The sequence below is a fragment of the Marinilactibacillus sp. Marseille-P9653 genome, from assembly GCF_916618885.1.
Lineage (GTDB): Bacteria > Bacillota > Bacilli > Lactobacillales > Carnobacteriaceae_A > Marinilactibacillus.
Window position 1 is genome coordinate 1,269,980 of the sequence record NZ_CAKAKH010000001.1, and the last position, 18,643, is coordinate 1,288,622.

The 18,643-nt window shown below is 35.4% G+C and carries 19 protein-coding genes; 18 read left to right on the forward strand and 1 reads right to left on the reverse strand.

Annotation, left to right across the window (positions count from 1 at the left end):
* The first annotated feature begins 86 nt into the window (after positions 1-86).
* The 3 genes from LG377_RS06210 to LG377_RS06220 all read left to right on the forward strand — a co-directional run bounded on the left by LG377_RS06210 (position 87) and on the right by LG377_RS06220 (position 2,726).
* Positions 87-824, forward strand: a complete 738-nt coding sequence (locus LG377_RS06210) for an SDR family NAD(P)-dependent oxidoreductase (RefSeq protein ID WP_225743810.1) — start codon at positions 87-89, stop codon at positions 822-824.
* 176 nt (positions 825-1,000) lie between these two features.
* Positions 1,001-1,477 carry a hypothetical protein gene (locus LG377_RS06215; protein WP_225743811.1) on the forward strand — a complete coding sequence of 159 codons (477 nt, stop codon included), beginning with the start codon at positions 1,001-1,003 and terminating at the stop codon, positions 1,475-1,477.
* Positions 1,478-1,622: 145 nt separating this feature from the next.
* On the forward strand, positions 1,623-2,726 hold the full coding sequence (locus LG377_RS06220) for an NADH-dependent flavin oxidoreductase (protein ID WP_225743812.1): 1,104 nt from the start codon (positions 1,623-1,625) through the stop codon (positions 2,724-2,726).
* Between the two features lie 95 nt (positions 2,727-2,821).
* Here LG377_RS06220 and LG377_RS06225 read toward each other — a convergent pair whose 3' ends face one another.
* Positions 2,822-3,349 (reverse strand): hypothetical protein, encoded by a 528-nt coding sequence (locus tag LG377_RS06225; protein WP_225743813.1) that lies wholly within the window; start codon positions 3,347-3,349, stop codon positions 2,822-2,824.
* 283 nt (positions 3,350-3,632) lie between these two features.
* On the opposite strand from LG377_RS06225, the gene LG377_RS06230 reads away from it, so the two are divergent.
* The 15 genes from LG377_RS06230 to LG377_RS06300 all read left to right on the forward strand — a co-directional run bounded on the left by LG377_RS06230 (position 3,633) and on the right by LG377_RS06300 (position 18,620).
* Positions 3,633-4,745 carry a sensor histidine kinase gene (locus LG377_RS06230; RefSeq protein WP_225743814.1) on the forward strand — a complete coding sequence of 371 codons (1,113 nt, stop codon included), beginning with the start codon at positions 3,633-3,635 and terminating at the stop codon, positions 4,743-4,745.
* Positions 4,738-5,376 carry a response regulator transcription factor gene (locus LG377_RS06235; RefSeq protein ID WP_225743815.1) on the forward strand — a complete coding sequence of 213 codons (639 nt, stop codon included), beginning with the start codon at positions 4,738-4,740 and terminating at the stop codon, positions 5,374-5,376. Before LG377_RS06230 ends, LG377_RS06235 begins: the two co-directional genes overlap by 8 nt.
* Before the next feature lie 99 nt (positions 5,377-5,475).
* The gene (locus tag LG377_RS06240) at positions 5,476-6,408 is read left to right on the forward strand and encodes an ABC transporter ATP-binding protein (RefSeq protein WP_225743816.1); all 933 of its coding nucleotides are present in this window, start codon (positions 5,476-5,478) and stop codon (positions 6,406-6,408) included.
* 12 nt (positions 6,409-6,420) lie between these two features.
* Positions 6,421-7,689, forward strand: a complete 1,269-nt coding sequence (locus LG377_RS06245; RefSeq protein WP_225743817.1) for an ABC transporter permease — start codon at positions 6,421-6,423, stop codon at positions 7,687-7,689.
* The gene (locus LG377_RS06250) at positions 7,690-8,772 is read left to right on the forward strand and encodes an ABC transporter permease (protein ID WP_225743818.1); all 1,083 of its coding nucleotides are present in this window, start codon (positions 7,690-7,692) and stop codon (positions 8,770-8,772) included. It begins immediately after the preceding gene.
* A gap of 102 nt (positions 8,773-8,874) precedes the next feature.
* Complete coding sequence (locus tag LG377_RS06255; RefSeq protein ID WP_225743819.1) at positions 8,875-9,516, forward strand: TetR/AcrR family transcriptional regulator; 642 nt, start codon at positions 8,875-8,877, stop codon at positions 9,514-9,516.
* 16 nt (positions 9,517-9,532) lie between these two features.
* Positions 9,533-10,435, forward strand: a complete 903-nt coding sequence (locus LG377_RS06260; RefSeq protein ID WP_225743820.1) for an ABC transporter ATP-binding protein — start codon at positions 9,533-9,535, stop codon at positions 10,433-10,435.
* Positions 10,432-12,027, forward strand: a complete 1,596-nt coding sequence (locus LG377_RS06265) for an ABC transporter permease (RefSeq protein ID WP_225743821.1) — start codon at positions 10,432-10,434, stop codon at positions 12,025-12,027. The genes LG377_RS06260 and LG377_RS06265 overlap by 4 nt, the downstream gene beginning before the upstream one ends.
* Positions 12,028-12,179: 152 nt before the next feature.
* Positions 12,180-12,509, forward strand: a complete 330-nt coding sequence (locus LG377_RS06270) for a PadR family transcriptional regulator (protein ID WP_225743822.1) — start codon at positions 12,180-12,182, stop codon at positions 12,507-12,509.
* The gene (locus LG377_RS06275) at positions 12,509-13,480 is read left to right on the forward strand and encodes a permease prefix domain 1-containing protein (RefSeq protein ID WP_225743823.1); all 972 of its coding nucleotides are present in this window, start codon (positions 12,509-12,511) and stop codon (positions 13,478-13,480) included. Before LG377_RS06270 ends, LG377_RS06275 begins: the two co-directional genes overlap by 1 nt.
* Positions 13,481-13,835: 355 nt before the next feature.
* Complete coding sequence (locus LG377_RS06280) at positions 13,836-15,167, forward strand: ABC transporter substrate-binding protein (protein ID WP_225743824.1); 1,332 nt, start codon at positions 13,836-13,838, stop codon at positions 15,165-15,167.
* A gap of 105 nt (positions 15,168-15,272) precedes the next feature.
* Positions 15,273-16,199 carry a carbohydrate ABC transporter permease gene (locus LG377_RS06285; protein ID WP_225744640.1) on the forward strand — a complete coding sequence of 309 codons (927 nt, stop codon included), beginning with the start codon at positions 15,273-15,275 and terminating at the stop codon, positions 16,197-16,199.
* A gap of 210 nt (positions 16,200-16,409) precedes the next feature.
* Positions 16,410-17,156 carry a carbohydrate ABC transporter permease gene (locus LG377_RS06290; protein WP_370632565.1) on the forward strand — a complete coding sequence of 249 codons (747 nt, stop codon included), beginning with the start codon at positions 16,410-16,412 and terminating at the stop codon, positions 17,154-17,156.
* 3 nt (positions 17,157-17,159) lie between these two features.
* Positions 17,160-17,783: a YesL family protein gene (locus LG377_RS06295; protein WP_225743826.1), complete on the forward strand. Its 624-nt coding sequence runs from the start codon at positions 17,160-17,162 to the stop codon at positions 17,781-17,783.
* A 159-nt stretch (positions 17,784-17,942) separates the two neighbouring features.
* On the forward strand, positions 17,943-18,620 hold the full coding sequence (locus LG377_RS06300; protein WP_225743827.1) for a response regulator transcription factor: 678 nt from the start codon (positions 17,943-17,945) through the stop codon (positions 18,618-18,620).
* Positions 18,621-18,643: the final 23 nt, after the last annotated feature.

Genomic DNA, 18,643 nt, shown 5'->3' on the forward strand with positions numbered 1-18,643 from the left:
TGCTTTTTCATGCAGAGTGTTTTCTTTGATTTTATAGAATATTATCGTTAAGCTAATTTCAGAATAAAACAAAGGAGACCTAAAAAATGAAATTAGAAAATAAAGTAGCTTTTGTAATCGGAGGAACTTCTGGAATCGGTGAAGCCACAGCAAAGAAATTTGCTAAAGAAGGGGCTAAAGTAATCGTCGGAGGTAGAAACGAGGATAAAGGAAACCGTATCGTAAATGAAATAAAAGAACAGAATAATGAAGCAATCTACAAGCATACAGATACAACAGATTTTAACGAAATCAATAAAGTTGTTCAAGAAATTTTAGATATTTACGGAACAATTGATGTTCTTTATAATGGCGCTGGAATCCACGATAGCTACAAAACTATTCTGGATACTGATGAATCTGATTATGATAAAATCATGGATGTGAATGTTAAAGGACCTTATTTAGCTTCAAAAGCCGTTCTACCAATCTTTATTGAAAAAGGGCAAGGTACCATTATCAATGTAGGCTCACAAGCAACCTTTGTAGCAGGCCCTGGGGGATCAACATACGTAACATCTAAACATGCTTTAGAAGGATTTACTAAACAGTTGGCCTATGACTTTGGTCGCAAAGGTGTTAAAGTTAACTTGTTAGCACCAGGATTTGTTGTGACACCAATGACAGAAGGTATCGATGACGAAAGACTCAAAGATATTCCTGACCAAAGAGCGGGTAAACCAGAAGAAATTGCGTCTGCAGCTACTTTCCTAGCCTCAGATGAGTCAAATTACATGCAAGGTACATCGTTAGTTATAGACGGTGGATGGAATGTTGGTCGTTAAAAATACAGACAAAAAGGCTGAAGTGGTTTTCAGTCTTTTTATTCCGCTTTATTTGTGAACAAAAATACATAAAAATGTAAAAAACCATAATTATTTCAAATATAATAGATAATTAAGCTTTATTTTTTTATTATTATTTGTTAAACTATTCACAAATAGAAGAGGAGGAATTAAAAATGAAAAAAATGATGTCAGCGTTGAAATTTGTATTTAGAAATGGTGAAACATGGACGATTGAAAGAAAACATATTGGGGATTTATGGATCAAGCAAGTTACAACAAGTTATGGAAGAATCGGAAAAGACGATTTTCAAGAAATTCATCCTTGTGAATCATTGAAAATAGAGATCGATAGAGAAGCAGATGCGGTTAATTCTTCAGATATTAATTTAGGCGGACTAGAAGCAGGGATGTTTGACCGTGTTAAGAAATTTCAGGATATCGAAATGATGGAAATCTTATACAGAGATAATTCCAATGGACAAAAGGAACTGTGTACGGAGAAAGATCGTATCTATTTCCCTTATAAAGCAGTTGATAGTGATGGGCACGATAATGAATATCAATCTAGTCTTGTATCTAGTAATGATAAGTTATACATCGTCGTTGACCCTGAAAAGACTGTTCAAGAAGTCTATCCTGAAAAAGTTTAACAATAGATAACGAATACTATAAAAAGCTTGTTCTGAAATTGGAACAAGCTTTTTTTTGGAATTAGTTAATGAGTCACTACTATTGTGTTTATTTGTACAAGCAGTTACAATAAGTAAGTAGAATAAAAAGTGAGAGGAAGTTTTTATGAACAATTTAGGAGATTCAGTACAACTTAAGCGTGGCGTTACATTAAAAAATAGAGCAATTATGGCACCAATGACCAATATGATGAGCTTCTTTGATGGCACAATAACGGATAATGAATTGGCTTATTATGCACTTCGAAGTGGAGAATTAGGCGCTGTAATCACGGCTGCAGCCAATGTTCAGGCTATTGGAAAAGGCTGGGAAGGAGAATTGGGTGTACACGATGATCAGCACATACCTGGACTAGCCAAGTTAGCTTCTTCTATAAAGAAATCTGGAACAAAAGCTATTTTACAGATTTTCCATGGTGGTAGAATGTCTCCTAGTTCTGCATTAAGAGGAGAACAACCCGTCTCTGCAAGTGCTGTTAAAGCACTGAGACCAGAAGCTATTGAACCAAGATCACTGTCTGATGAAGAAGTGGTTCAGGTGATTGAAGACTTCAAAGCAGCGGCTATTCGAGCAATTAGAGCTGGATTTGACGGAATTGAGATCCACGGAGCGAATACTTATTTAATCCAACAATTCTTTTCTCCGCATTCCAATAGACGTGATGACAAATGGGGAGGAAGTCTTGAGAAAAGATTCCACTTTGTAGATAGACTTGTAGATGAAATTATCGAGACAGTCGATAATGAAACAACAGAACCTTTTATCGTCGGTTATAGATTTTCACCTGAAGAATACGAGAACCCTGGTATTCGCATTGACGACACATTATATCTGGTAGATCATTTAGCCGACAAAAAATTAGATTACCTACACATCTCACTCGGTGATTTCAGACAATTTTCTAAATTTGACGAAGTTAGAGAAAAAACGATTCTACAACAAATGCATGATAAAATTGCTGGAAGAGTCCCTCTAATCAGTGTAGGAGACATTCGAAACAGCGCTGACGCGAAAGAAGCATTGGAGCATAGTGAATTTGTCGCATTAGGTAGAGTGTTATTATCTGATCCGCATTGGGCAAGTAAAGCTTTAAGTGGAAGAGATGAACAGATTCGTTTAAACGTTACAGAAGAAGAACGAGAAGAATTGAAATTAAACAGCGGTGTCTGGATGTTTATGAAAGCGATGATGTCAGATAGAATTAAGTAATATCAAAGCTTCGAGCGAATTGCTCGAAGCTTTTTTGTTTGGTTAAGATTAGAACATAAAAAAACCGACCATTTTGGTCGGCTTTTTGAAAAGGATTAACTGAATTGGATATAGATACTGAGATCAAAGGGTTCATAATCTTTGATGATTTGTTCACTTTCAAAATTATAGTACTTATAAGGTCCACCTTTGATATAGGCAAAATTAGCAACAATTGTGGATTGCAAATAAGATAACGTATTTTTAGTATATTCAATAGGTAGTTTACCCAAAAATATATCATCTATATAGATGTCTAATCTGTCAGCGTTACTGGGCACTATTTTAACGTTTTGAGTGCGATAACTCTCATATTTAAAGATTTTATTAGCAGACTTTTTAAATTCTTGAGCGCTTTTACCAGCATACTTTCTTTTATTAGGATCGTTTTCTATAATTTTAGATGTAATTGTATTTATAGTATCTTGATTAGAAGTTAACTCTTTTGCGGTTAAGTGGATTTTATATTCAATCGATAATGGAAGACGAGCCTTTTCTATCAGTATGGGCATTTCTTTAATGAATTGCTGTGACTGATTAGACTGTTTCTTCCAAAACTTTTTTATAGCATTCATGAATCCCATATTAAATCCTCCTCTCAATCAAGTAAAATGAAATTCATGGTATAAAAGGGAATGTTATCTTTAAATAACATTTCATATTTTTATATTAACTAAAATAGGAACTATCTTCAAGATTTAAGCCTTATTTTAAGGGAAGAAATTCTAAACATTATCGTTTTGTAACGATTTTTCATCTATTGAACGTTATTTGATTCTTTATGGAAAAAAGTCACTTGCTGTCTTTTATGAAAATGATTTATACTTTGAATAGTAGAATTTATGATAATTGTTAGGAGGAGTTGTATTGATCAATTATTGGATCTACTTCATACTTTTGACTGTGACTTGGATATCTGCACTTTTCTTTCAAGATAGTTCAGTTTTAGGATTATTTTATTCAGTACTTTTTTTTGCGGGATATAATCTTATACCATTAGTTTTTCTTTTTTTGAAAAAAGTGTTTTTTATCGGATTACTTTTATGTACCGTCTTAACTTTTATTTCAGTGGAGTTGAATCCTTTTGTCTGGTTGATTCTGGTTATTCTTGCGGCACAATTCTATGAGCTTTTAAAACCTTACATACTCTATTGTCTGATCGTTCTCAGTTTCTTGATCATACTATTTCCAGCTTTTAACGCGCTAAATTCAAAGATGATCGTGTATCAACTTATACTCGTAGGTTTATCTATCCTATTGATTGGTCAGCTAAATAACCAAAAGAAACAGCGATTTAAAATATCTTTGGATAATACTAGAATGTATAATGAGTTATCTTCTATCAAGCGACAGCAATTCCTCAATGACGAGAGTATTCGCCTGGAAGAAAGAAGTCAGATTGCTAGAGAAATTCATGATGCAGTGGGGCATAGATTAACTGCTTTACTGATGCAACTAGAAGTCGCTCGTTTACAAGCTAAAAACAAAGAAAGTGCTGAACAATTCAATGCTCTCAAGAAATTAGCTCAGATGAGCCTTTCGGATACGCGAAAGGCTGTTAGTACATTAAAGTCGCAAGAACAATCTGGTCTCCAAGCTGTAATTTTTCTGATTCGTAAATTAGAGACTGAAAGTCATTTGAGACTTACAATGACCTTGAAGTCTGGTGTTTTGAACAGTAGGTTAAACAATGAACAATCGGTTACACTTTACCGAGCGATTCAGGAGGCCCTCACCAATATGATGAAACATAGTGACCGAAAACGTGCTGAAATCGTTTTTGAAATCATCGCGGAAAGAGAATTGAAATTTTCAGTAAAACATATTCAATCTGAAAAAGTGATCGTAAAAGAAGGCTTTGGTTTATCCAATATGAAAGAACGTCTGGAAAGAATCGATGGGAAGTTGTCTATTCAAAATAATGATAATCACTTCATTGTGATTGGCCAATTCCCACTGGAGGTGAAGCAAAATGATTGATATTTTGATAGCTGAAGACCAAACCATAGTGAGACAAGGGTTAAAAATCATGCTCGAGACGGACAAAGAATTCAGAGTGACTGGACAAGCAGAAAATGATCTTCAGGCAGTAGAGCTTTGTGATCAAAATCGATATGATTTAATCTTACTTGACATTCGAATGCCGAAAATGACCGGGCTCGAAGCAGGGAAAAGAATTCGTGATAAATGGCCAGATGTTACCATATTAATGCTGACCACATTTAATGATCAGGACTATGCATTGGAAGCTTTGAAAAATCGTGCCAATGGGTATTTATTAAAAGATGGAGATGCGGATGAGCTGATCAAGTCGGTTAGAAGTGCTTTGAATGGAGGATTGGCCATTGAAGATCAAGTAGCTGCGAAATTAGTCCCCTCCTTATTGAAGCATCAGAGTGAACGGTTAGAAGTGGACGAAGCGTTAACTGAACGGGAAATAGCCATTATAAAAAGAATCGGCGAAGGTATGAACAATCATGAAATAGCAGAATCGCTTTTTCTTTCAGTTGGGACAATCAAAAATCATATATCGACTATTTTGTTGAAGTTAGAATTGAGAGATCGAACGCAGATAGCGATTTACGCTATAAAACACCAGTTAACAAACTGAATATAGTGACTAAAGTCATTTAAACTAATGACTAGAGACAGTAACCTTGCTGTCTCTTTTTATTTATACTAAAGACAAATAAAGAAAGGAGTGAACAAGATGCTAGAAGTACGAGAGATATCTAAATCATTTAAAAAAACAGTTGCAGTCGATCATTTAAGTATGTATATAGAAAAAGGAGAATCTATTGGTTTGTTGGGTCCTAATGGAGCAGGTAAATCAACGACTATTTCTATGATTTCAACACTATTACCTCCAGATAATGGAACGATTGAATACAAAAATATCAATATTTTAAAAAATGCAAGCACGATCAGACCTGTACTAGGTGTCGTCCCGCAAGAGATTGCACTATATGAAGAATTGTCAGCTTACGAGAATATGCGATTCTTTGGGAAGATATATGGGCTAAAAGGAACTGCTCTAAACAGTAAGGTGGATGAGGTATTAAAGCTCGTTGGTTTAACAGAGCGGCAAAAAGAACCTGTGAAAAATTATTCTGGTGGCATGAAAAGACGAATTAATTTAGCGGTAGCGCTTCTTCACGATCCTGAAGTTCTGATTATGGATGAACCTACTGTAGGGATTGACCCGCAATCTAGAAATCATATATTGGATACGATTCGTAAACTGAACGTTGAGCATAACTTGACCATACTCTATACCAGTCATTATATGGATGAAGTTGAAAAATTATGTGACCGAATCTATATTATGGATGACGGAAAAATTGTGGCTTCCGGTACAAATAAAGAGTTGAAGAGTTTGTTATCAAATGAAGAGACTGTGGAAATTGAAGTGAAAACTAAAAAAGTAGAATTTGCAGAGGTATTGAAAAAACACCCTGATGTCAATCAACTATATGAAACAACTAAAGGTTATAGATTGATAGTGTCTAAAAGGGACGAACTCCTTGTAGACATCTTTCGTCAAGCCGCTCTTCACGAAGTAACAGTAACCGGAATCCAAGTCAAAGAACCCACTCTTGAAGATGTGTTTTTACATTTAACAGGTAGGAAACTTAGAGATTAGGAGGTGTTCTCGATGAAAGAGTTGATAAAAAAAGATTTTCTTTTACTTTCAAAAAATAAAAGTGAATTGATCGAACTACTACTCACACCTTTTCTATTGATTTGTATTTTAGGATTTGCTCTTGGTAATCTGATGAACAACAGTGCAGAAAACACTATTGAGACAACTATCGTTGGTTTTGTGAACGATCAAAACGATGAAACAGTTAAGGCGGATTTTGAAGCAAAACTGGATGAGGAAAATGTGACTGATTTAGAGTACCAGCAGTTATTAGAAGCATCGTCTGAATTAGACCCAGTCTTTCATTTGAAACAGTTGTTTGAACAAGAAGAGATAAAAGAGCTCTTTCATTTAAAAGCTTTTGAATCAATCGATTCTGCTCAGAAAGCGTTAGAAAATGACGAAATTGGCGGTATTATACATGTTCCAGACCAATTCAGTTTATCTGTATTGAATTCGACTTTATTTGGGGAAGAATTAAAAACAGAACTTAATGTGATGACACAAGATCCGAATCAAATTAGATCCATTACACTGACTAGTGTTTTAGATAGTTTTATTAACGAATATAATTTTCAGACATCCATAGTTCCATTCGCTGGAGATACAACAATTGATGATACCTCACGATATGGTGAAACTCTGACAGTTTCTACTGAAGAGCCTATCAGCGCTTTTCAATACTATACGCTAGGAATGGGTGTGTTTTACGCTTTAAGCATTAGTACAATCATAGCAAACCGTAGCTTTAGGGAAAAAGAAACACATGTATTTGCAAGAATTATGATTTCGAATCAATCACCTTTAAGTTACCTGATGAGTAAGATGGTTTCCAGTTCACTTATTGCTTTTATGCAGTTAAGTTTGTTATTTGGCCTTTCCAATTTAGTTTTCGGAATTTTTTCAGGACGACCCAGTTCCTTTTGGTTAGATATTGCATTAATAACAGCCATTTATTCTTTATTGATAGGAAGTATAACTAGCTTGCTTACCTCTATATCACTATATGGAAACGAAATTAAAATTGTAAATTTCTTTGGATCTTTCACTGCTGTACTAGCTTTTCTTGGAGGTAGCTTTACACCGACAGAAAACTTTTCTGATCTGATTAAGACGATAGGGGATTGGACGCCTAATGGTGCAACATTGACATCATACTTGCAACTACTAATGGGGTTCGAAATACAAGAAATTTTACCTCTTTTAGCGAGAGTGATCGGCATGAGTATCGTCAGTTTGACCGTGGCTGTTCTATTGTTTCCGAAAAGGAGGTTAGATTAGATGATAACTGTATTTCTTATGCAATGGAAAAGAACCCTTAAGAGCCCGTTATTGCTCATATTGTTTTTTGGATTGACCATACTGATGGTCAATGTAGTGGCTGGCACCCAAGGTGGTCAAAAGTTGGAAGTAGCAGCTTATAGTCATAATCTATCAGAGAATCAAATACAATATAAATTAGATAGATTGAATCAAAGTGATACGATTAGTATTCATTTAAAAGAAAAAGATCAAGTAGAAGAAGATATCAAAATGGATAAGTATGGGTTTGCATTAGTACTTGAAGAAGATAATTATCAGATTCTTGTAGGAAGAGAAACGGAGCAGTTACCTGTCGTGGATCAATATCTTCGTAGAGTTTATAGTGAAGAAAATCGGCTCAGAAGCATTCAAGAGCAAAACCCAGAACAAGTCATCGAAGTTAAGGACCACCTATTGTTAAACGTAAGCTCGTTGTCTGATACTGGTAATAGCATTGTGAATTTATCGGTCATGTTAGGTATGACCTTCTACTTCACGATATTTTCAATTCTTTTTCTTATGACAGATTTATTTGAAGACAAAAGAGATGGTATTTGGAACCGACTGATCTTTTCTCCAATTTCAAGAGCTAAAATCTATCTTGGACATCTTTTCTTTTATTTCAGCCTAGGAGTTTTGCAAATCACAGTACTATTAACGTTATTGAGTCAGATGCTTTTACTTGATTTAAATATCAACTATCTCGTAGCAATTCTAATCACATTATCGTTTATTCTTTGTATTGTATCTCTAGGGATATTACTCATCGCCATGGCAAAAACTTCTTCAGGATTAATGGTCTTGATTCCCATTGTCGCAACTTCTACAGCCATGTTAGGTGGGGCTTTTTGGCCGCTACAAGTGATTGATAATCGTTTTTTATTATTTGTAGCAGAATGGATGCCTATCAAACAAGCTGTATACGGAATCATTGAAGCAACTGTTCAGTATAAAAGTTTCCTTGAAGCAATACAGCCTGTCGGAATTTTGCTATTGATGAGCTTATTCTTTATGAGTATAGGCATCAATATGATGGAAAGAGTGAGTGATTCTCAATTATAAAATAAAAACTACAAAACATTGACCGACCTGGTCAGTAGTGGTAAACTCTCACCATGACCAGGTCGGTCAGTTTTTATAGAGGATGATCGAGGTGAGTAAGTATTGAACGAAGCGTTTAATAAATTACCAGATGGAAAAAAGTCTGCTATCCTTAAAGCGGCTTATAATGAGTTTGAGGAAAATGGCTTTAAAAGGGCTTCTACAAATAAAATTGCTGCTAAAGCTAGAATTGGCAAAGGGACTTTGTTTTATTATTTTGGAAACAAGAAAAAACTATATCAGTATCTGATTACGACTTCTTTTAACATTGCTTATGATGAATATTTAATGCAGATAAATTTCGATAAAACAGATTATTTTGATCGTTTAGAAAGTATAACTGATCTCAAACAAAAAGTAAGCAATCTTTATCCCAATGAATTGAGCTTCTTATCTAAACTTCTTTTAACTCCAGATGATATGGAATGGTCGGATGTTATACAGGAGAAACGTGAAGAATCAGAAAAAGTATGGGAAAAGGTTTTGACTGAAAATATCGACTTCAGTAAATTTAGAGAAGATTTGCCAAGGGAAAAAGTACTGAACTTAATCAAATGGGGACTTGAAGGATACCGTAAAGAACTGGAGCAGAAAGCAAACTCCTTAGGAAATTCAACTGTCTTTTCAGAAGAAGAGATCAAGTATTACTATCAAGAATACAATGATTATATCGATTTATTAAAAAGAACATACTATAAATCATAGTCAGGGAGTGAGTTATATGAGTTTAGTTTCAGTACAGGGGTTATCTAAATCTTTTGGTAAAACAGAGGCTTTAAAAGAAGTTAACTTTAGCATGGAAAAAGGGGAAGTTTTAGGCTTCATAGGACCAAATGGTTCAGGCAAATCGACAACCATTCGAGTACTTTTAGGACTATTAAAAGCAGATAGTGGAAAAGTACGTATATTTGACCAGGATGTATGGTCTGATTCTGTGGAGATACACAAACGTGTTGCTTATGTTCCTGGAGATGTCAATCTCTGGCCCAATCTAACTGGTGGAGAAGTTATTGACCTTTTCTTAAGTATGAGAGGACAACAGGTAGATTATGATAAGATAGCCTCTTTAATCAAAGCATTTGATTTTGATCCTACAAAGAAATGTAGAAGTTATTCTAAAGGAAATCGTCAAAAAGTGGCGTTGATCGCTGCATTTGCTTCTGATGCAGACTTATACATATTGGATGAACCCACTTCTGGTTTAGATCCACTACAAGAACGTGTTTTTCAACAACAAGTGGCAACCGTTAAAAAGCGTGGGGCTAGCGTCTTGTTATCTAGCCATATCTTATCTGAAGTTGAACAACTATGTGATACGATTGCGATTATCCGTAACGGAAGCATTGTGGAAGCAGGAACACTTAATGATCTTAGACACCTTACCAGAACAGAAATTAGGTTACAAACACAAAAATCTTTGAACCATTTCAGTGATGTTAGTTGGATTCACCACTTTGTCCAAAAAGGAAACCAAGCCGTTTTTCAAATAGACTCCAATAAAATGGATCAATTGATCCAGGCCTTACAAGGAATGGACGTTCAATCACTGGAAAGTGTTCCGCCTAAGTTAGAAGATCTATTCATGCGCCATTATGAAACGACTGGAGAGGCGGGGGAATCATGAAATCTATAACCGGATTTAAATTATTAACTCGCTTTGTCTTAAAAAAAGAATGGAAAGTTTTATTACTTTGGGCACTTGGCTGCTTGATGTTTGTTTTTGTGGGCGTTTTTGCATTTGTAACCATTTATCCTTCTGCGACTGACCGCACAGCTATGGCAGTTGCAATGTCTAATCCGGCTATGGAAGCCCTTTTCGGAAAACTGATTGGAGGAGATAACTATACCATTGGTGCAATGTATTCACATACAATGACTATCCTCACATTGTCACTTTTTTCAGTAGCTTCGATATTAATGATGATTAGAAATACCAGAGCTGAAGAAGAACACGGTATGATGGAATTAATTCAATCATTTCCTATAGGAAGACTCGCACATTCGACGTCTGCTTCATTACTGTTAATAGGTTACAACATATCATTAGCACTACTGACTGGATTGCTCCTCTTATTGATGGGGGATTCGAGTATGGATTTGAACGGATCTTTTCTTACTGGAGCAATGTATGGCGCAATCGGATTGTTTTTCGGAAGTCTCGCCTTACTCGCAGCTCAATTATCCAGCAATAGTAGAAGTGCTACGATGACCTGTTTTTCACTGTTAGGAGCTGCCTATATTATTAGAATCATCGGGGATACCGGTCAGGAATATTTGAATGTTCTTTCTCCACTAGGTTTGCTATACAAATCAGAACCGTTTGTCTCCAATTACTGGTGGCCTGTAGGAATAATCTTACTTGTAACCTTTGTTATTTTGGGACTTGCCTTTTATTTCCAGACAAAAAGAGATTTAGGTGCTGGACTATTGCCAGATAAAACGGGTAAACACTTAGCGTCTTCTTTTTTGAAACAACCGATAGGCTTTGTTTTCCGATTGATGAAAACACCTTTAATCGCTTGGACTATAGGGTTGGTTCTACTTGGGATTACTTACGGTTCGGTTATGGGAGACGTGGAAAGTCTGCTAGCTGGTAATGAATTGATTGAGCAAGTGATCAGTAGTGATGCTTCTCAATCCATTGTCACACAGTTTATTTCCATTATTATGGGCGTATTGGCTATAGCAGCTGTTATACCATCTATTCAAGTCATCGTTAGATTGTCTTCAGAAGAAAAACATGGACGCTTACAGCATTTACTTGTTGGAACGAAAAGCAGAAGTCAGATTTTATTGACTTTTATAGAGGTTAGTTTGATTTCTTTGGTAATGATTCAAGGAGTACAAATTGCTGCATTTGGAGTTACAGCAAGTTTAGGTCAGAGTATTCTAAGTTTCAGAGAAATTTTTGAAAGTGGTCTTGTCTATTTGCCCGCTATGGCTGTGATTTTGAGTATCTCTATCTGTCTATTCGGATGGTTTCCGAAGAAAATATTCTTAACTTGGTTAGTGCTAGGTTATTGCTTCTTTATACTATATTTTGCCAATTTATTTGAAATACCCGAATGGATAAAAGGACTTTCTCCGTTTTACCACATCCCAGAAAGATTGGTTGGAGAAAACAGTTCAACTGTTCTTCTATATTTAAACCTTGTTTCTTTATCTTTTTCTTTAGTAGGAATAATCGGTTTCAAAAAAAGAGATACGATTCATTAAATGAACCAGACTTCAGTCTACTAGGACTAAAGTCTGATTTTTTATATTTACTGCATCTGATGTAGTAATTATCAAGTAGCTCTGGTATAATGATTACAACGACAGATGCAGTAATCGTTGTCTGTTAATCTTTACATAAAGGGGTGGGATGAGTGATCAGTAGTGACGTAAGTAGAGGATATAATGACTCATTTATCTTATCTATTTTAAATGAAGGCGATTCCTACGGATACGAGATCTCTAAACAAATTAGGGAAAGAACAAATGGTCAGTATGTAATGAAAGAAACGACGCTGTATTCTGCCTTTACTCGGTTGAAGTCTAAAGGATATATCACATCTTACCCAGGGAAAGAAACGCAAGGAAGGAAACGAACGTATTATAAGATTACAGTAGGTGGAAAAGGACTGTTATTAGAAAAGCAAAAGGAATGGCAGTTGACAAAATCTGTTGTAGACATATTTTTTGGAGGGGAAATATAATGAATACAATAAAAGAGTATGTGGATAAAATGTTTAAACATGTTGTAAAAACACAGGAGACTGAGCAATTAAAAGTGGATATTCTAGCAAATATGGAGGATCGATTTATCGCATTAAAAGAAGAAGGGGCCTCTGAGAACGAAGCGATTGGAACAGTAATTGTGGAGTTTGGTAATATTGAAGAAGTGCTAGAAGAGATGGGATTGAATGAGTATCAAAAATCAAATAATGATCTAGATGATGTGATGGTAGTAGAGATAGAAGATGCTTATGAGTATATAGAAGCCCGAAGAAAAGCGGGATTAGGTATCGGACTAGGTGTTCTTGCTTGTTGTATTGCTCTTGGTGGTTTTCTCGGTCTATTCGGATTATTCTCATTAGAGTCCTACGGTATTATTTTAGGCTTGATATGGATGTTCCTGTTTGCAGTCGTTGGCATTTCACTATTTATTATCCAAGGTTACCGATTGACGAGTTATAAAGAATACGAGCTTCCTTTCATTCTTGTGCCTGAAGCGAAAAGAAGGATTCAAGAAATGATGAATGCTTATAAAAAATCTTTCATATTTAGTATCGTAATCGGAGTAGCATTATGCATATTTTCTCTAATTCCAGTTTTGTTTACAGCTTTATCGTCCATAGATGAATTTATAGTCGTGGGTAGTGGAACGATGTTCGTGATAGCTGGAGTCGGGGTCTTATTGTTTATCTATACTGGAATGATTTGGACGGGCTATCAAAAATTATTAGCTAAAGGCAAATCTGTTGAAGAAGTATATGAAGTTCGGGAGAAGTATAAGCGAAATACAAAAATAACGAATATACTTGAAAATATATACTGGCCAATTTTACTAGTAATCTACTTTTCCTTGAGTTATTTTTCTGGATCATGGGCTTGGTCATGGATCATTTTTCCTATAGGTGGAATTTTACAAAGTACAATCGAATCTATTTTTGGTATTGAAGATTAATAAAGTGGTTAAATACTAAAGGTGTAATCTGATTAGGATTATACTTTTAGTATTTTTTTGTATTAAAGTAATTTAAGCGTATTTGTATATGTGTTCTCCTATCGAGAAGTAGTAGTGCTTTTTAAAAAACAAACGAGGTTGTAAGATTAATATAGTTATAAAAATAATGTTTTATCTATTGGCGAGGTTGCTTATACGATATCAATAGTTACTTCTCTTTGATTATTTTAGCACTGAAAAGTCTTTATATTTGCTTCTTCTCATGTCATCATTTATTGTTTAAAGTAGAAAAGGTTTGTGGATCAGTAGATTATCTAAAACTCTTTCATATTAATTATTTTAAGGGGGATTTCGATTGAAATCTAAACGCTCAAATCAATTAATCAAACAAAGTTTACTATTAGGTAGTACAGTTTTACTTTTATCTGCATGTGGTAACGGAGACGATAATTCAAGTGGTGAGTCTGCTTCTGATGGGAATGACGGTAGAACAACACTGGAATTTTGGTCTTTCTGGGGATCTGGAGCTAGAAGAGATACGATTGAATCCATCATTGAAGATTACAATGAGTCTCAAGATGCCGTCACAGTTGAACATGTCTATCAGCCATGGGGAGATATCTGGACTAAGTCTCTAGCAGCTATTGCCGGAGGTAATGCACCGGATGTAATTGTTCAAGATATAAATAGTGTGAAACAAAGAGCAGAAGCGCAACAAGCAACAAATATACAGGAATACTTAGATGCAGATGATATTTCAGGAGACTTTTATCCGCAGCTATGGGACACAGTGCTTTATGAAGATGAAGCCTATGCATTACCATTTAACACAGATACACAAGTATTGTTTTACAATAAAACCGCTTTTGAAGAAGCAGGGCTAGATCCAGAAACACCACCAGCAACTTGGGACGAACTGGAAGAAATGGCTAGAGTATTAGATCAAGGAAGTGGAGATAGCTGGGAACAAATCGGATTTTACCCACGCTGGAATATTGGGGCTGATGTGTGGGCATTAAATGCAGATGGCGGAAATGCATGGTTCGATAATAGCGGAGAAGTTGCGATCAATACTCCTGAAAAGGTAGAAGCGCTAGAATGGATGCTTGAGTGGCAAGATTATTATGGTAGAGATACCATCAACCAATATGAAGCAGAATTTGGTTCAGGTGTATCAGATCCCTTCATTTCCGGTTTAGTATCTATGCGAGGACAAAATATCAACTATTACACCAACTTAATGGAGAATGCTCCAGACGATTTCGAATTCGGTGTGGCGCCTTTACCTGAAAAAGAAGAAGGTAGTGGACACTGGTCATGGGGTGGCGGATTTGTTTTAGAAGTTCCAACTAATACGGACCATCCTGAAGAGTCTTATGATTTCATGAAGTATCTTTCTTCAACAGAAGTACAAGAAGAGTTTGGAATGAACAGTTTTGACATTATGGCGAATGCTGAAGCCAATGAAAACTTAAAAGAACATCCAGATCTTGATGAAATGGGTCAGATGATCTACGAACTTGCCGATTCCAATTTAGAAGTGACTACGATCACTCCGGTACCGCTTAATGCACCGGACTTTTCATCTCTTGTAAATACAGAAATCGATGCAGCCTTTCTAGGTCAGAAAACAGCTCAAGAAGCTCTGGATGATGCACAAGAATCCGTTGAGAATCTTGCTCAGTAATTGAAGAACTGAATAGTCGTTCATTATAAATGATCAATAGTAAGTGAGAAGGGGCAGATCATTTCCCTTCTCACTATTTTTTAAGGCGGTGTATAAATGAAAGCAATGCATGCTACTAACAACCAGAAAAAAACTCATAAGCCTAAGTGGAATAAGCGCAAAAGAAATGAAGCTTTGTGGGGATTATTGTTTGTTTCTCCATTTATTATTGGCTTTATCGGCTTTATGTTCTTACCAATGGTTTTTTCTTTTATTGGTAGTTTTACAAACTATAATATTACATCTAGAATGGATTTCATTGGATTTGACAATTTTAGAAGAATGTTTACGAATGACCAATTATTCCTGACCTCCCTTTACAATACTGTATTCTATGTTGTATTAAATGTTCCATTAACGACAGCGGGCGGGGTTTTTCTTGCTGTACTATTGAATCGAAATATCAGAGGAATTACAATTTTCAGAACGATTTTTTATCTGCCAGCTATTTTATCGGGGGTTGCCGTATACGTCTTATGGATGCAGCTGCTTTCTCCCTCAAGTGGTCTGATAAACACAGTATTATCTTGGGTAGGTATTGCCGGTCCTTCATGGTTGTTTGATCCAAATTGGACAAAACCTGCATTGATTCTTATGCGTTTGTGGAGTGTCGGCGGGGCAATGCTTCTGTATTTGGCTACTCTGCAAAACGTACCCAATCAGTTATATGAATCAGCTGAAGTTGATGGAGCCGGACCTTTTAGAAAGTTAAGACACATCACCTTACCACTGATTACACCTATTATTTTTTATGATGTGATTACATCAACCATTGGTGCTTTTCAAATATTCCAAGAAGCTTATGTAATGACAGAAAATGGTACAGGCGGACCAGCCAATTCGCTTCTTTTTTACAACCTTCATATGTGGAATAAAGCCTTTGTTGCTTTTGATATGGGATACGCGATGGCGATGTCACTTGTGTTATTTGCAATCGTTATTGTATTAACATTTATCAATTTGAAACTGGCTCCTAGATGGGTACATTACTAAATAAATCAAAATAACTGAATAATTAGAGAGTGAGGAGAGGCTATGATAGAATCTTCTGAAACAAAATACGTGGAAGACGATGCTTCGAGTGCATCAAAAGCTCAGTCAAAATATTTTAAAAGTAAAAAGAGACAAGAACGAACTGGGAAAATACTCATCTATCTATTGCTGGTAGTTGTCAGTCTCGTCTTACTTGCGCCATTAGTTTGGATGTTAAGTACTTCGTTGAAACCTATGGCAGAGATTGTTAGATTTCCACCAACAATTCTTCCAGAAACATTTGTGTGGCAAAACTATATGGATACGATTCAGGCATTCCCGTTTTTTAAATATATGGGTAATACTTTGTTCATAACTGCATTCGTTGTACTCGGAAATGTTTTTTCCAATTCATTTATAGCTTACGGATTTGCTAAAATAGATTTTCCAGGTAAAAAGATCTTATTTGCACTTGTGCTCGCTACAATGATGGTTCCAGGATTTGTTACAATGATTCCTCAATATATTCTTTTCACGAGAATCAATTGGGTAGGAACGTATTTACCACTCATTGTTCCTGCATTTTTTGGTAGTGCCTTTAATATCTTTTTATTGAGACAGTTTTATATGTCTATCAACAATGAATTAATTGAAGCGGCACAAATCGATGGTGCTAACCACCTATATATATGGAGCCGTTTAATGGTGCCATTAACGAAACCGGCACTCATTACGGTTGGGATTATGTCCTTTAATGGAGCCTGGAATGATTTCTTAGGACCCTTGCTGTATATTACTAAAGAAGAGATGTACACGCTCCAAATAGGTCTTCAGTCATTTTCTAACCAGTCAACGACTCAATGGAATTATTTAATGGCAGGAGCAACTTTAGTTTTAATACCTAGTATATTACTCTTCTTCTTTGCTCAAAAATACTTTATCGAAGGAATGGATCTTACTGGTGGCACGAAAGGATAACTTATGGCAATAGAAAAAAACCTACCTAAACAGACCTCGGTTATTGTGCGCTTCACAGAATGGTTTGCGAATTTATCGCTTTTGAATATGATATGGTTACTTTTTTGTATTCCAGTCGTAACCATTATACCGGCTTCTGAAAGTTTATTTTATGTGGTCAATAAATTGTATAAGGCAAAAGAAAAGCATCCGATAAAATTGTTTCTTTCTCATTTCAAAGAAAATGGGTGGAGAAATTTCAAACAGGATGGGTATTTAGTGGTTATTTATGTACTATTTCTATTTAATTTTATGATAATCAGAAACAGAACTGATCTTCCAGACTGGATGTATTTATTTACTGTAGCGATATCAGTCTTATTCGTACTAGCCGTATTACTTTCAATCTACTATCTTTCTTTGAAAACTATGATTGAGATGAAACCAGAAAAAAGATGGCTGTTATCTTTCTATCTTGTATTTAAATATATACTGAGTAACCTAGGATTGAGCCTAGCAATTGCTTTATTATTTGGATTATTATTTTTATGGCCAACATTAGCCATATTTTTTAGTATGAGTTTGTCTGCTTTGATTAGCATAATAGTAGTTGAAAGAAATTTTCACAAATTTAATAAGCAAAGATAGTGATATCAATTCAAAGACTTTAGAAGAGCAAAGGCTCTTATAAAGTCTTTTTTCACATTAGCTGGAGTCTGATTCTGTTAAGAGGGCTAGAAAACTAGGGGATATTTCTGTAAACTAAATCAAGAGTACCCAATACATTGACTGGAGATGAGCGTACAAATGAATAAAATTATGATTGTCGAAGATGATAACACGATTAACGAACTACTAGCGGATTTGTTAAGTGAACAGTATGAAGTGATCCAGGCTTTCGCTGGTTCTGAAGCATTGAGAATAATTGAAACAGAAAAATTAGATTTAATTTTGTTAGATTTAATGCTACCTGGCATAACAGGAGAAGAATTCATTTCGAACTTTCGTGAACAATCTAGTGTGCCGATTATAGTGATTACTGCAAAAGCAGAAATGAATGTTCTAGCAAATGTACTAGAAATAGGTGCGAATGATTACATAGCTAAACCATTTAATACGGTAGAAGTTCTTTCTAGAGTGAAAGCTCAATTGAGAGATCATCAAAATGACCGGAATAGTAATTCTATCCATAAAGTCGGATCTTTAGAGATGGACGAAACGACGAGAGAAGTTAAAGTATCAGAGTCAGTTGTATCTCTTACTCAAAAAGAATATGAATTACTTAAATGCTTCGTAGAACATCCTAAAAAAGTATTCACTAAGGCGAATCTTTTCGAAACTGTTTGGAAAGAAGCCTATTTTGGTGATGATAATACGATCTCTGTACATATATCAAGATTGAGAAAAAAGTTATCCGAATACAGCGGTGAAGACCTTATTGAAACGGTTTGGGGAGTCGGCTTTAAACTTAAGGATAGTGAATAGTAGAATTAAGACTTTTGTAAGGT